Source organism: Enterococcus sp. HMSC061C05 (genome assembly GCF_001814765.1).
In the GTDB taxonomy this organism is placed as follows: Bacteria; Bacillota; Bacilli; order Lactobacillales; family Enterococcaceae; genus Enterococcus_B; species Enterococcus_B lactis.
This window is the reverse complement of the sequence record NZ_KV817761.1, coordinates 185,997-198,897: the sequence shown is the minus strand read 5'-3', so window position 1 is coordinate 198,897 and position 12,901 is coordinate 185,997. Positions and strand designations below refer to the sequence as shown.

9 protein-coding genes are annotated in these 12,901 nt (G+C 38.4%); 1 reads left to right on the top strand and 8 read right to left on the bottom strand.

Going from position 1 to position 12,901, the window contains the following annotated elements; translation table 11 throughout:
* Positions 1-577: 577 nt before the first annotated feature.
* The 5 genes from HMPREF2988_RS13015 to HMPREF2988_RS12995 form a co-directional block, all read right to left on the bottom strand.
* Positions 578-2,083, bottom strand: coding sequence for a HAMP domain-containing sensor histidine kinase (locus HMPREF2988_RS13015; protein ID WP_002310397.1), 1,506 nt, complete (start codon positions 2,081-2,083; stop codon positions 578-580).
* Positions 2,080-2,766 (bottom strand): response regulator transcription factor, encoded by a 687-nt coding sequence (locus tag HMPREF2988_RS13010; protein ID WP_002290973.1) that lies wholly within the window; start codon positions 2,764-2,766, stop codon positions 2,080-2,082. Before HMPREF2988_RS13010 ends, HMPREF2988_RS13015 begins: the two co-directional genes overlap by 4 nt.
* Before the next feature lie 191 nt (positions 2,767-2,957).
* The gene (gene gndA, locus HMPREF2988_RS13005) at positions 2,958-4,379 is read right to left on the bottom strand and encodes an NADP-dependent phosphogluconate dehydrogenase (protein WP_002290971.1); all 1,422 of its coding nucleotides are present in this window, start codon (positions 4,377-4,379) and stop codon (positions 2,958-2,960) included.
* Between the two features lie 169 nt (positions 4,380-4,548).
* On the bottom strand, positions 4,549-4,728 hold the full coding sequence (rpmF, locus tag HMPREF2988_RS13000; protein WP_002290970.1) for a 50S ribosomal protein L32: 180 nt from the start codon (positions 4,726-4,728) through the stop codon (positions 4,549-4,551).
* A gap of 57 nt (positions 4,729-4,785) precedes the next feature.
* Entirely contained in the window at positions 4,786-5,355 is a 570-nt protein-coding gene (locus HMPREF2988_RS12995) for a YceD family protein (protein ID WP_002290967.1), read from the bottom strand.
* 185 nt (positions 5,356-5,540) lie between these two features.
* Here HMPREF2988_RS12995 and HMPREF2988_RS12990 point away from each other — a divergent pair, with 185 nt between their 5' ends.
* Entirely contained in the window at positions 5,541-6,443 is a 903-nt protein-coding gene (locus HMPREF2988_RS12990; RefSeq protein WP_002373466.1) for a LysR substrate-binding domain-containing protein, read from the top strand.
* 34 nt (positions 6,444-6,477) lie between these two features.
* On the opposite strand, the gene pyk is transcribed toward HMPREF2988_RS12990, so the two are convergent.
* From pyk to dnaE, 3 genes are all read right to left on the bottom strand, one after another.
* Positions 6,478-8,262 (bottom strand): pyruvate kinase, encoded by a 1,785-nt coding sequence (gene pyk / locus HMPREF2988_RS12985; RefSeq protein ID WP_002290965.1) that lies wholly within the window; start codon positions 8,260-8,262, stop codon positions 6,478-6,480.
* Between the two features lie 73 nt (positions 8,263-8,335).
* Positions 8,336-9,298, bottom strand: a complete 963-nt coding sequence (pfkA, locus tag HMPREF2988_RS12980) for a 6-phosphofructokinase (RefSeq protein WP_002310395.1) — start codon at positions 9,296-9,298, stop codon at positions 8,336-8,338.
* Positions 9,299-9,465: 167 nt separating this feature from the next.
* Positions 9,466-12,777, bottom strand: coding sequence for a DNA polymerase III subunit alpha (gene dnaE, locus HMPREF2988_RS12975; protein WP_070770770.1), 3,312 nt, complete (start codon positions 12,775-12,777; stop codon positions 9,466-9,468).
* Positions 12,778-12,901: the final 124 nt, after the last annotated feature.

Genomic DNA, 12,901 nt, shown 5'->3' with positions numbered 1-12,901 from the left:
GTCTTACTTTGTTCAGTTTTCAAAGGTCTAATCTTTTTTGTTTCAACAACTCTTTAATCTTATCAGATTCAGAAGAGAATGTCAACAACTTTTTTGTTTATTTTTTCTAAATGTCTTTATCGCTCATTAGCAGCGACTTGATTATCATATCATTTCGATTGTTATTTGTCAATAACTTTTTTTAAAGTTTCTTTCGATAAAATCAAGCTTTATAAGCTTTCTCATCTAAGCGACTTCGTTATTATAACATGATATCAAAAATGCGTCAACACTATTTTTTATAATTTTTAGCGACACCTTAAAGGAATCATTTAGAACAAATAATAATATAGCAATCTCTTTATAAAATTGCAATAGAAAATTTCCTATTTTTCTTTATTATTTTTAAAGACGAATATTAAAGCATTTTTATTGTTTTTTGTTCACCTAAAAGCTATTTACAATTTACCAACGAATGTTATTCTATTTTATTGTTCGCTAAATTTCTTTATAATGACCATCCCAAATTTCTTATCTGCTTGTATTTGGCTTCTTCTTTCTTAATGGATAATATAAAAAAACAAGCAAAGCACATGCTTTACTTGTCTTCTGTTTTTGCGATAGGAATAAAAATTCTAAAGATAGTCCCTTGCCCAACTACGCTTTCTGCTAAGATACGACCTTTGTAGTTTTCAACCAATTGTTTTGCGATAGACAATCCCAGACCATTTCCGCCCTTCGTTCTAGCCCTCGCTTTATCCACACGATAAAAACGATTGAAGATCTTATTAAGGTCTTCTTTGGGTATTCCTTCACCAAAGTCCTGTATAGCAATCTCAAATTCATTCAGAGTAGAAGAAATAGAGATATGGACTTCTTTTCGTGTAGTTGAATATTTTACTGCGTTATCCAATATGATAATGATTAATTGCTCAAAGTGATTACGATAAATTTGCAGGGTCACTTCTTTTGTCAAATCATCATCTAAAGTAATCACATAGTCTGGGTATAATATCTTGAAATTATTATAAACTTGATAGGTGACTTCTTTTCCTTTAGTTGTTTCATTTGCATAATGGACATCTACTTGTTCTGCTCTAGATAAGTCTAGCATCTCTTGAACTAAGCTTTTCATGCGGCTGATTTCTTGCATGCTGGCGCTTAATGATTCTTCCAATATTTCAGGATCATCTTTCCCCCAACGATTTAGCAGACTAAGATGCCCTTCAATGATTGCTACAGGAGTTCTTAACTCATGAGAGACGTCTTCCACGAACTGCTCTTGTTGTTCGATATACAAACGCATGCGGTCAAGCATCTCATTGAATATTTCAGCTAAATCTGCCAATTCATCATTCGTGTCGATTTCAGGCATGTGGATATCTGATTGCGGATCTTTACGTATAGTATCCATTGTATCTCTGAGTACCTTGAGTGGTTTCAAGAAGTAAGAAGATAAAAAGAAACCTAAAATACTACTTAAAATCAAAGAAACGACTTCTAAAACAATAAGAGTCAATAATAGCTTATTTCGGATATCATAGAAAGAAGATAATTCATAGAAGCTTTGCGCATAACCAATCTTTTCTCTTGTTCCTTTAGAATATATAGGCTGTATAGATAAAAAGCCAGTTTTCCCTTCTAGTGTAACAATCGTTGGCACTTTACGTGTTGTTTGGATCAAGTTTCGACTGTTTTCGTGAGTTTTGAAAATCAAGTTCTCATCTAAATCATACACATAAAGATCCATCGAAGGCTGCCCTAGCTCAGCTATAAAGGAATCAATCTTCATTAAGTTTCCTTCGACCAGTGAAGTATGATCTATGACCTCATCTCCGTCATTTGTCGCTTTTGTCAGATTACGATACGTATTCACTAATGTCAGTTCTTCATCCGAGTTAGCCAAACGAGAGGCTACTTCTGAAATCGTACGTTCTACATTGTTTCTCTCTTTTGCAACAATCAGATTGATAGATGATTTATAGGTAATGACCGCAAAAATTGTAAACACGACGAATATGAAGAAAGAACTCGCAAAGGCCCACTTGATTGTCAAGGAGGGCCCTTTCAGTTCTCTTTTTTCCGATTTTTTCGGCTTTATCACGAGCGCATCACATAACCTGTTCCGCGGACAGTTTGGATATAGCTTTCCTCCCCTGGAACGTCAATTTTATTGCGAAGATAACGAATATATACATCCACTACGTTTGTTTCAACTTCCGTTTCGTATCCCCACACTTTATTTAGTAAAACATCACGTGCTAATACCACGTTCACGTTTTCCATTAAAGTAAGTAGCAATTCGTATTCTCTTTTTGTTAGTTCAATTACTTCGTTTCCGCGACGTACGACACGGTTTTCTTTTTCGATAGTCAAATCACGATAAGTAATAGTGGTTTGTTTTGCCACATTTTTGTCACCTTCAATATCGATTCGACGCAACAATGCTCGAAGACGCGCTAATAGTTCTTCGATAGCAAATGGTTTGACGATGTAGTCATCTGCTCCATGGTCAAGTCCTGATACACGATCGATTACAGAATCTCTTGCAGTCATCATAATGATTGGTGTATTTTTGACTTGGCGTACGCGTCTGCAGACTTCTAAACCGTTCAATTCTGGAAGCATCAGGTCCAACAATATGGCATCCCACTCATTATTTAATGCCGCATCTAAACCAGTACGACCGTTGTAATGGACTTCTGCGTTATACCCTTCATGCTTCAACTCTAGCTCGACAAATCGAGCTAAGTTCTTTTCATCTTCAATGATTAGAATATTACTCATTTATTATTTTATCCTTTCTATCTACTGGCTTTTTAAAAACTCTATCATTATACCGATAATCTGCTTAAAAATCTATAGTCATTTTATCATGAATAGCAGTTTTAAAAAAGAGCTGAAGTCTACTCATAACAATCGACTTCAGCTCTTTCGTCCTCTTTTTATTTTCTCATTTCCTAACAGCCGAAAGACTATTATTCTTCATGGTACCATGAGTAATGGAAGATTCCTTCTTTGTCGACACGTTCATATGTGTGTGCGCCAAAGTAATCGCGTTGGGCTTGGATTATATTTGCAGGCAGACGTTCTGCTCTGTATGAATCGAAGTAAGCGATGGCTGATGAGAAAGTTGGTACAGGTACGCCAGCTTGGACAGCCAAGGCAACGACGTCTCGGACTGATTGCTGATATTTTTTCGTGATTTCAACGAAATAATCATCTAGCAATAAATTTTCGATCTCAGGATTTTTGTCATAAGCATCCGTGATTTTTTGCAAGAATCGAGCTCGGATGATACATCCAGCGCGCCAGATTTTTGCGATTTCGCCAAATGGCAAATCCCAATCAAATTCTTTTGAAGCGACACGTAATTGAGCAAATCCTTGAGCATAACTCATGATTTTACTGAAATACAACGCTTCTCGGATTTTTTCGACCAATTCTTTTTTGTCTCCTGTGAACTCAAAATCGTTCGTGCGAGACAAAATTTTACTTGCTTGTACGCGTTCTTCTTTATAAGCAGAAATGTAACGGGCAAATACAGATTCAGTAATCAATGGAAGTGGCACGCCTAAGTCAAGCGCACTTTGGCTTGTCCATTTACCTGTTCCTTTATTTCCAGCTGCATCAAGGATCACATCTACGACTGGTTTACCTGTGCCTTCATCGTCTTTTCGAGTCAGGATGTCAGCTGTGATTTCGATCAGGTAGCTGTCTAATTCGCCTTGATTCCATTCTTTAAAGATATCAGCCATTTCTTCTACTGAAAGGTCTAAAATATTCTTCATCAAGTCATAAGATTCAGCAATCAGTTGCATATCTCCATACTCAATACCGTTGTGTACCATTTTCACATAGTGTCCGGCTCCATTTGGGCCAATATAGGTAACACATGGTGCTCCGTCTTCTGCTTTTGCAGAAATTTGCTCTAAGATTGGTGCAACTAGCTCATACGCTTCTTTTTGTCCACCAGGCATGATTGAAGGTCCTTTTAAAGCTCCTTCTTCACCGCCGGAAACGCCTGTACCGATAAAGTTAATACCAGAGTTGGCTAATTCTTCATTACGACGCATCGTATCTTTAAAGAATGTATTTCCTCCGTCAATCAGAATATCGCCTTTATCAAGGTGAGGAAGCAACTCTTGGATTGTTGCATCTGTTGCCGGTCCTGCTTTGACCATCAGAAGAATCCGACGCGGTTTTTCGATTGATTCTACAAATTCTTCGATTGTGTACGTTGCTTTGAAATTTTTATCTGGGTGTTCTTCTACTACAGCGGTTGTTTTAGCCCCTGTACGGTTGAATAAAGCCACTGAATAGCCGCGGCTTTCTATATTCAAGGCTAGATTTTTACCCATAACGGCCATACCGACAACGCCGATTTGTTGTTTTGACATATGAACTCCTCCTACATACGGGATTTCTCCCTAATCTCTTACATTATAGCTTAACACGGCTACATTGCAAACTAAAGAACAACATATTTTTTATTTACCGCTTATAAAAAAATAAACCTCAAGGCTCCATGGTTAGCCTTGAGGTTTTACATTTTCTAATTAAAATGTATTAAGCTTCTTTTGACATTACGTCCTTACCATCATAGTAACCACAATTTGCACATACGTGATGGCTTTTTTTCATTTCACCACAGTTTGGACATTCGTTTAATCCTTTGATTGTCAACTTGTAGTGTGTACGACGTTTTGCTTTTTTAGCTTTTGATGTTCTTCTAGCTGGTACTGCCATTTTGCTACACCTCCTTGTAAAGTCTTGCACCTATAATAGATACAATATATTCCAATCTTACTTGTTATCGTCGTTTTTTGATTCAGAATCAAAAAGTTCAGATAGTTTTGCAAGACGAGGATCAATTTTATTCTCGGCTTCTTCCATTTTTCTGCGTTGGTATTCTTCTTCGGAAACAACTTCCCAATCATTGCCTTTTGGAAGTTCTGTCGCTGCTTCCTCTTCTTTTGTCAATACCCGCATCGGAATCGCCAATAAGATGTTGTCTTCAATTGACTCTGCTAAATTCAATAACGGACCTTCAATCAGCAAAATCTCATCTGCAGACATTTGCTCATCTCTGCTTTGGAATTGTTCTTCTGTCATGAATACTTCGTCTACAGAAAAATCCATCGGCAGTTCAACAGGTTCTAGCGAACGTGTTGAAGGAACTGTCAAAGTCGTCTGCACAGTGTAATGAACGATATAGCCTTTCTTATCAACTGAGACCAAACCTTCGACTTCCACTGGCGCAACATCAAGTATTAAATTGTCTCGCTTCATGAGAGCGGCTTTCAAGTCGAGCGTCTCATGAAAAGTTAACGGTGTCTCCTGGTATTTTCTCAATTCCAATAAAGACCATTTCATTTTTCATCACTCCTAAGCAACAAAAGCAATTATACAGGGCAAAAACCATGTTGTCAATGAAATTTTCTTGACACCTTGCAGTTCATAAAAAAACAGAAATATCTTTAACAGAAAGCCTCTGTTTGCTATCATCTTCAGAATCATTTACAATAATCATTATTCTATCAAAGGAGCGGATGATCTTTATGAACACGAAAGATATTGAATACTATGTCCAAATCGTCAAACAAAAAAACTTTACGAAAGTGGCTAATTATTTCCGTGTGAGCCAACCTACTATTACATATGCATTACAACGTCTTGAAAAAGAGTTTGACGCCATACTTATTACAAGAGATCGTTCGCATCACGAATTAATCGTCACACCTTCTGGAAAGCAGCTGTTTCTCCATGCACAAACTATTCTCCAAGAGATTTCTACTGCAAGGGCTGAAATCACTCAGTTACAAAAGAAAAAGCTGCGTTTTGGCATGCCGCCTATTATCGGCAATGAGTACTTTCCAAAACTGTCAGGTTACTTTATCAAGCATGAATTGATGAATCAGATTGAAATCACCGATGGAGGCTCTCGGGACTTATATGGAATGATTCGTCAAGGGAGGATCGATTTAGCCGTATTAGGCTCAACACAGCCAATCGTAGATCAATATTTAGAAACAGAATTACTTTTGGATAAACGTTTCATGATCGTCGTTCCGCCTACTCACCCTCTTGCCCAGCAGAAGGCAGTCTCTTTCAAAGATATATCAGATGAACAGTTTGTGTTATTGAACGAACATTATGTCCACCCAGCAGCATTCACTAAACTTTCTAAACAAACACATACTCAACCAAAAGTTGTTTATCAAAGCAATGATTTGACGATTTTAAAGAGTATGATCCGTGAAAATGTTGGTATCGGTTTTTTGGCAGAGATTGCTGTCCATCCTGAAGATCATTTAGTTTGCCTGCCACTTTCAGATGAAGTTCAGCCTCGCTTCTTGATTTCATTGGCAAAACGAACACAGCAGCTTGTCACACCGCTTCAAGAACAAGTAGTCCAAGTCATCCATGAATTCGTTACAGCACAAAAAAACAGCTCTTCGTAAATGAAGAGCTGTTTTTATTTTGTATTAAGCTAAATTAGATAGCTGTTGTTTCGCCACGGTAAACGATGCCGCGACGTGAATCAACAGTAATCAATTCGCCATCAGTAATTGTTGTTGTTGCGCCTTTAGCACCAACGATTACAGGAATATCTTGTGCAATTCCTACAACTGCAGCGTGAGAAGTCAATCCGCCTTCTTCAACGATAACAGCAGCTGCTTTTTCGATTGCAGGCATGTATTCTTTGTCAGTTGATGGTACAACTAGAACCATTCCGTCTTTTGCTTTTTTTACAGCTTCTTCAGCAGATGAAGCAATAACTGCATTTGCAACGACAGATTTTTGTCCAACGCCTTGAGCTTCTAATAATTTAGAACCAATCATTTGAATTTTCATCACGTTAGTTGTTCCGCGTTCGCCAACTGGTACACCAGCAGTGATCAAGATTAAATCGCCTTCTGATGCGAAACCTAATTCAACAGCTTTTTTAGCTGCTAGTTCAAACATTTCATCAGTTGTTGATGGTTTTTCAGCAACTGTTGGGTAAACACCCCAGTTTAACATCAAACCGCGTTTTGTGCGTTCGTCAAAAGTAACAGCCAAGATATCTGCATCTGGGCGATATTTTGAAATCATTTTTGCAGTGTAGCCTGATTCAGTTGCAGCAACGATTGTTTTGACGCCTAGATTTTTTGCAGCACGAGCTACAGATAAACCGATTGTTTCAGTTACATCTGTTTTATCGAATTCGTTCAATTGGAATGTACCTAATTCTGATAATGCATTTTCAGCTTCTTGGTCGATACGTGCCATTGTTGAAACAGCTTCAACTGGGTAGTCTCCGTTTGCAGATTCACCAGATAACATTGTTGCATCTGTTCCGTCAAATACAGCATTGGCAACGTCAGAAGCTTCCGCACGTGTTGGACGTGGGTTTTCTTGCATTGATTCTAACATTTGTGTAGCAGTGATAACTGGGATACCAGCAGCATTACATTTTTTGATGATACGTTTTTGAACCATTGGTACTAGTTCAGCTGGGATTTCCACACCCATATCTCCACGGGCAATCATAACACCGTCAGAAACTTTGATGATTTCGTCAATGTTGTCGATACCTTCTTGAGATTCGATTTTAGGGAAGATTTGAACATGAGTCATGTCTTTTTCTTCTAAAATTTCGCGAATATCTAGAACGTCTTGTGCTTTACGTACAAAACTTGCAGCGATAAAGTCGATATCGTTGTCTAAACCAAAACGAATATCGTCCGCATCTTTTGGAGTAATACCTGGCAAACTGATAGAAACGCCTGGTGCATTTACCCCTTTACGTGATCCTAGCATACCTGCATTTTTAACTTCTACGACTAATTCACGGTTTGCTTCGTCTTTTTCAATGATTTCCATGTCGATCAAGCCATCATCGAATAAAACGTGTCCGCCTACGTGAACATCGTCAAATAATCCTGGGTAAGTAACCGCGATTTTTTCTTTTGAACCTACATGTTCAGGATCCATAGAGATGCGTGTTTGATCTCCTACTTCAAATTTGATGTATCCTGCACGACCAAAATCAGCTTCTGTTGTGCCTTGAACAGTTGTACGGATTTCAGCTCCTTTTGTATCTAAAAGAATACCGACATCTTTTCCTGTCTTTTTAACTGCTTCACGGACCATAGTCATACGTGATAATTGTTCTTCATGGTCACCATGAGAAAAGTTAAAGCGGAAGACATTTGCCCCAGATTCAATCAATTGAGAAATAATTTCTACTGAGTTACTTGCTGGTCCTAATGTACTAACGATTTTGGTTTTTTTCATTTAAAAAACTCTCCCATTCAATTTTGTTTATTTAAAGCTGTACACAGCTTAAATAGCTTGGTTTCTTTCACTCTTAAAATGAAAGTGAATTATTTAGATCATATAATGATAAGTCTGGTTTATGCTTGTTGTTTTCTAGTGTATCAATGATGTCAGCTGCAACGATTTCGTTGTCATGGATACCGACACATAATCCACCTTTTCCTTCTTGAAGCAATTCGACAGCGTAAGCACCGAATTTACTTGCTAAGACGCGGTCGCGTGCGCTTGGTGCTCCACCACGGACAACGTGTCCCAAGATAGATACACGTGTATGATAGTCGCCAAATTCTGAAAGTTTTTCAGCGAATTCATTTCCGCCCATTACACCTTCAGCCAAGATGATCAAGCAATGTTTCTTCCCACGATCACGGCCTTCTTGGATTTTTTTAGCAACTGAAGCCATATCAAAATCATGTTCTGGGATGATGATTTCATCTGCTCCGCCAGCCACACCTGACCATAAAGCGATGTCACCTGCATTGCGTCCCATTACTTCGATAACGAATGTACGAACATGAGAAGTCGCTGTGTCACGAATACGGTCAATTGATTCTAGCACTGTATTGATTGCTGTATCAAAACCGATCGTGAAGTCAGTACCAGGAATATCATTATCGATTGTTCCAGGAATACCTACTGCTGGGAATCCACGTTTTGTCAAAGCCATTGCGCCATGATAAGAACCGTCTCCTCCGATAACCACTAGACCTTCGATCCCGAATTTTTTCAATTGTTCGATTCCTTTTAATTGACCTTCTTCAGTTGCAAATTCTGGATAACGTGCAGAATACAAGAATGTACCACCACGTTGGATCTTGTCACCTACATCTGCCACATCAAGACGACGAATATCTCCAGCAACTAAACCGGCAAACCCATAATTGATCCCGTATACTTCCAGTCCTTCGTAAATACCTTTACGAACAACGGCACGAACAGCTGCATTCATTCCAGGTGCGTCTCCGCCACTGGTCAAAATTCCGATGCGTTTCATAATAAACATTCACCTCATTAAAATACTTTATCCTAAGTATAACTTAGGTTTACAACCATTTTTGCGTTAACCACGACTAACATTCTAACATTATTTTTCTCGCTTGTCTTGATTTACGGATAAAAAAATGAAAAAAAATGAAAGCAAGTAGTATTTTTTACCGTAAGTTATTTGAAAACCACATTATCTTCGCCAAGTAGAGAAACAAGTTGCCCCTTTATACTCTTGCTGTCATCCACCCAATAAGCATCCGACAGAACAACTTTTCGTTGTGTTTTTTCGTGGTACATAATTACTGGAATATATCCTGGGTGTTTCTGAAAAATCCCTTGTAATTGTTTCATTATCTCAGGATCTTCCCGTTCTTCTGTAATACGCAAATAGCACGTTTGTGAAGGATACTGTGTTTCTAACTGACGAGGATCAGCAAAGCTTTCTCCAATCAATTGTAGTTCCTGGTTATATTTGCTGATTTCGCTACGCCCTTGAACAAAGATCACTTGATCAACTGCAAACAGGTTACGATATTTTCGATAAAGAGTTGGAAAAATCGTGACAGAAATTTCTCCGCTACTATCGGTTCCTTCCACGAAGGCCATCAGTTCGCCTTTTTTTGTCCGAATCTCTCTAACTTCCTTTATCATCAATAGTAAATTGACTGGTTGATTAGGAACGATATCTGTAATCAGCTGAACCTGTTTAGCTAAACGAAGCCGGTCAAACCCTTCTGCAGGATGCCCTGACAAATAAACACCTAAGTATTCCTCTTCCAGCTTCAGTCGTTCTTCTAGTGTATAGTCAGCGACTTCTTCTTCTTTTAATGCCATGATTCCTAGCAAATCTAGACTGCCACCACTGTAAACGATATTTTGGATTTTTCCTTCTAGATCAAGCATCAATTGTTTCCTGTTAGGAGATAATTCATCAAAAACGCCTACTGCTGTCAGTGATTGCAGCAACTCTAATTTCAGCCACCGCTTATCGATCCGTATGAGGAATTGATCTACTGACTTGAACGGGCCATTTTGTTTTCTTTCATTCAATACATCTTCTACAAAATCACGTCGGATGCCTTTTATCGCTGTCAGCCCGAATCTGATTTCTTCCTTATTGACCAACTCAAAACTATAATTGCTTTGATTGATGGATGGTGAAGAAAGTTTGAGTTTATTTTTACGTGCTTCAGCAATATATTCTTTCAATTTCGTTGTGTTATGCCGAACAGAATTCATTAGACTAGTGAAGAAAGCCCCTGGATGATGAGCCTTTAGATAGGCCATTTGGAATCCCACGAAGGAATAAGCAAATGCATGCGACCGATTGAATCCATAGTTTGCAAATTTTTCAATATATTCATATACAGTCACTGCTGTTTTTTCCGAATATCCTTGTTGTAATGCTCCTGATACAAAATGCGACTTTTCTTCATCTAATACGTCTTTTTTCTTTTTACTAACTGCCCGCCTCAAAATATCTGACTGTCCTAATGTAAATCCAGCCATAGTCGAGGCGATTTGCATGATTTGTTCCTGATAGACAATCACCCCGTATGTGTTTTTCAAAATCGGGATCAGTGAATCATCGGGGTAGCGAATAGCTTCTTTTCCTTTTTTTCTGGCAATGAAGGTATCGATATTTTGCATAGGGCCTGGACGATACAACGCATTGACTGCGGCAATATCTTCGATGTTTTCTGGTCCTAATCTTCGTAAAACGTTTCGAATACCAGCAGATTCAAATTGAAATACTCCTGAGGTTTCGCCTCGTTGAAACAAGAGTAGCGTTTTTGCATCATTTAATGGAATCTCTTTTAATCGGATTTCCTGCCCTTCTACTCGCTTAACAGCCTTTAAAGTAAAATCAATAATCGATAAATTGCGTAGTCCTAGAAAGTCCATTTTCAAAAGACCGATGGCTTCTACCTCATTCATCGTATACTGGGTCAGAAAAGCTTCATCAGAACCGCGTTGGAGCGGTACTAATTCAAGTAGATTCCTATCGCTGATAACTACCCCTGCTGCGTGAGTCGAAACGTGTCTTGGCAATCCTTCTAAAATCACTGCGGTTTTGAATAAAAGCTGGTTTTTTTCGCTTGCCTGAACTAATTCTACTAGTTGACGCGATGTTTTGTAGGCTTGGGGCAATGTGATTTTCAGCTGGTTTGGTATTGCTTTTGACCAGCGGTTTGCTTCACTTTGTGACAGACCAAACACTCTAGCGGCATCTCTAAGAACCATTTTTGCAGCCATTGTACCAAATGTCGCGATTTGCGCCATGTGATATTGTCCATACTTTTCTCGAACATAATTCAATACTTCCTCACGTCGGTTGTCAGGAATATCCAAATCAATATCCGGCATCGTAAAACGTTCAGGATTTAAAAATCGTTCGAATAGCAAGTCATACTCTAATGGATCCACATCTGTGATTTCTAACACATAGGCTACTAATGAACCAGCAGCAGAACCACGGCCTGCACCGGTAACGATTTTATTTCTATGAGCAAAAGCCATTACATCCCATACGATCAGGAAATAATCATCGAATCCCATTTGATGGATGACAGATAACTCATAGTCCAAACGTTCTCGGTACTCCTTTGTATAATCAACGATCCGATGTTCTACTTGCGAGTAGCATAGCTCTCTTAAATATTCTCCAGCTTTTTTTCCTTGAGGGACGGGATAATGCGGGAGTAATTTCTGATGAAACTGAAATTCAAATGAAATCGATTCGGCTAAGCGCTGAGCACCTATTACAGCTTGTGAAAGACCTGCTTCTTCGAATCGTTTGATCATTTCTTGTTCTGAAAGCAGGTAACCATTTGCTGATGGTAAAGGTGCAGATAAACTTTCTAAAGGCATCTGACTTCCCTCTTTGATATGCTTCATCACTTCAAGCGCAAAAAGGTCTTCTTGCTGTAAACTAGCGATTGGATGCAATGCACAAAGCGGATAATTTTCTTTTGTCACATACTGATACCATTCAGGCAATTGATCAGGCGTATTTTCTGACAATCCGATATAAAAATCTTTAGCGAAAATATTTTCAAGCAAAAACTGCCAATGACTGAAAAAATGTTCCTCTTTATTGAAAGCCTCAGAAACAGAATGATTTGCCGGAACGACAAACACTAGATGGTCGGTTTCTATCATATCATCAAGTGCCATTTTTTCTTGGATCATTTTTCGACTGGAAAGTTTCATCAGCTGCTGATAACCTGTCTCATCTTTTGCGTACGCAAGCAAACCATAATTTTTTTCTTCATAAGTATAACTAAGATGTAATCCAATGATTGGCTGTATTCCTTCTTCTACACAAATACGATAGAATTCAGGTGCACCGTATAAGACATCTTTATCCGTTATGGCTAATGAAGTGTAGCCTTGTTTTTTTGCTTCTTGTACATATTCTCGAATACGGATCGTACTTTGTAAAAGAGAATAAGAAGTAATTGTATAAAGTTGTGGGAAAAACATCTTGCATTCCGCCTTTTTTTTCGTTAAAATTCACTAGCGTTAAAAGGTCTGATCCTTTTACTTTCATTAAATAACAAGTGCTGAAGTTGATTGTTCTACTTCATTTGCTTGCTTCTAGTCTGTA